Origin of the sequence: Mesorhizobium sp. M1E.F.Ca.ET.041.01.1.1, from assembly GCF_003997355.1 — a bacterium.
Lineage (GTDB): Bacteria > Pseudomonadota > Alphaproteobacteria > Rhizobiales > Rhizobiaceae > Mesorhizobium.
The window spans coordinates 1-1,789 of the sequence record NZ_RZSL01000895.1 but is presented as its reverse complement, the minus strand read 5'-3'; the positions used below and the strand labels follow the sequence as shown (position 1 = coordinate 1,789).

The following is a 1,789-nucleotide window of genomic DNA, read 5'->3' as shown; positions in this document are numbered from 1 at the left end:
AACATGTGATGTTCGTGGCGCTCGCGCTCTTGCGGCGCTTCCGCGTGATGGATCGCGACCTGCGTGCCAAGGGCTGGCTCGCCGGGCGCGAACACGCCAATTCCACCAGCGAACTTGCCGGCAAGACGGTCGGCATTGTCGGCCTCGGCGCGGTCGGCCAGGCCGTCGGCCATATCGCCGCGCACGGCTTCGACCTCAATGTCGTGGCGACGACGCGCAGCCTGCGCCCGGCGCCCGAGCGCGTCGGCTTCCTGTCGATCGACGCGCTGGTCGAGCAGAGCGACATCATCGTCCTCTGCTGCCCGCTGACCGAAGAGACGCGCGGCCTGATCAGCCGCGAGCGCATCGCCCGCATGAAGCCCAATGCGCTTTTGATCAATGTCTCGCGCGGACCGGTGATCGATCACGAGGCGTTGATCGAAGCCCTGCGAAAGGGCCGCATCGGCGGAGCTGCGCTCGACGTCTTCGCGACCCAGCCGCTGCCGCCGAACCATCCTTATTTCGGCTTCGACAACGTCATCGTCACCCCGCATATGGCAGGCATCACCGAGGAATCGATGATGCGCATGGGTGTTGGCGCGGCGAACGAGGCGTTGCTGGTGCTTGCCGACAAATTGCCGGTCAACCTGCGCAACCCGGAAGTGATCGACCATTACCGGCGCCGCTTCCCGACCGACTGACGTCTGGCGGACGCCTCAATTTTCCCGGATTTGACGACGACCTTCTTGCCATGACCAAGAGCGTCGCGCCAGCCCTTCTGATCACTGCCCTCTGCCTGTCCGCGGCCGAAGCCGGCGCCGGCGGACAGGGCAGCTACGTGCCCTGCGACAACGGCCTGCGCTGCGTGATGGCGCCCTGCCCCTCGAACAGCGCGCTTGACCTCGCCTCAGGCAAGATCATCAAGGGTGTCTCGATCGACATCGGCGGCCTGCCGCAACAGGACAAGGCGCTCGATCTCCAGGACAAGCTCTATGCCGGCAAGGTCGTCGTTGCCGGCACGATCGAGAACCGCCCGCATACCTTCAATGGCAAGCAATACAGCCTGCCGACGCTGGTAGCGACAGGCATCGAGAGGGCAGCGAAGGACAGCGAGCGCGGCCACTGCTCGGTACGCTGAGCCCTCAACCTCTCAGCAAAGCCTCCGCAGCCGCGGCGATGCCGAGAAGACGTCGGTCGTGACCGTTGCGCGCCACCAGCATCAGCCCGGCCGGCAGCCTCATGCCAGGCAAGGGCAGCGAGATCGCACACAGGTCGAACTGGTTGGCGACCTGGGTGTTGCGCAGCAACAGACCTTCCGTTCGGTCTCGCAGCGCTTCATCGCCGGCCATAGCCGCAATGGACGGCGCAACCATCGGCACGGTCGGCAGGGCAAGCACATCGATCGCTTGCAGCCGTTCCTCGATGGCCGCAACCAGTTCTGTCCGGCGGCGGATTGTCCTGATGTAGGCGGAAGCGGGAACCGTCAGCGCGCGCGACAAAGGCCCGCTGACATGCGGATCGACCGGCACCGACGCGCCGGCAGCCAGCCAATCGGCATGCACTTCCGCACCTTCCATCGACGCGATCGAAGCCCTTTTTGTCGCTGCGCGCATCTCGGCGATGAGATCGTCGATCGGCAAGTCGGCGACGCGTCCGCCGACTTGTCCGATCTTGCCGATGCACTGCTCGAAGGCTGCGGCGACCTCGGCTTGCGTCTCGTCGAAGAGCACGCCGCGCGGGATGCCGACACGCAGGCCGGCGAGCGGGATGGGCTGGAGAGAAGTCGGCTCCTCGCCCGCCATGATCGCGT

General features: G+C 65.8%; 3 protein-coding genes. 2 read left to right on the top strand and 1 reads right to left on the bottom strand.

Annotated elements, in window-relative coordinates; genetic code table 11:
- A partial coding sequence (locus EOA38_RS35610) for an NAD(P)-dependent oxidoreductase (RefSeq protein WP_127301420.1) occupies positions 1–680 on the top strand: 680 nt, incomplete at its 5' end.
- A 50-nt stretch (positions 681–730) separates the two neighbouring features.
- Positions 731–1,117 (top strand): hypothetical protein, encoded by a 387-nt coding sequence (locus tag EOA38_RS35605; protein WP_189350527.1) that lies wholly within the window; start codon positions 731–733, stop codon positions 1,115–1,117.
- A 4-nt stretch (positions 1,118–1,121) separates the two neighbouring features.
- On the opposite strand, the gene EOA38_RS35600 is transcribed toward EOA38_RS35605, so the two are convergent.
- On the bottom strand, positions 1,122–1,789 hold a 668-nt coding region (locus EOA38_RS35600), incomplete at its 5' end, for an amidase family protein (protein ID WP_245481007.1).

Bases quoted from the DNA above. Each gene is read 5' to 3' on its own strand.
- EOA38_RS35605 (WP_189350527.1), top strand. From the start codon at position 731: ATGACCAAGAGCGTCGCGCCAGCCCTTCTGATCACTGCCCTCTGCCTG.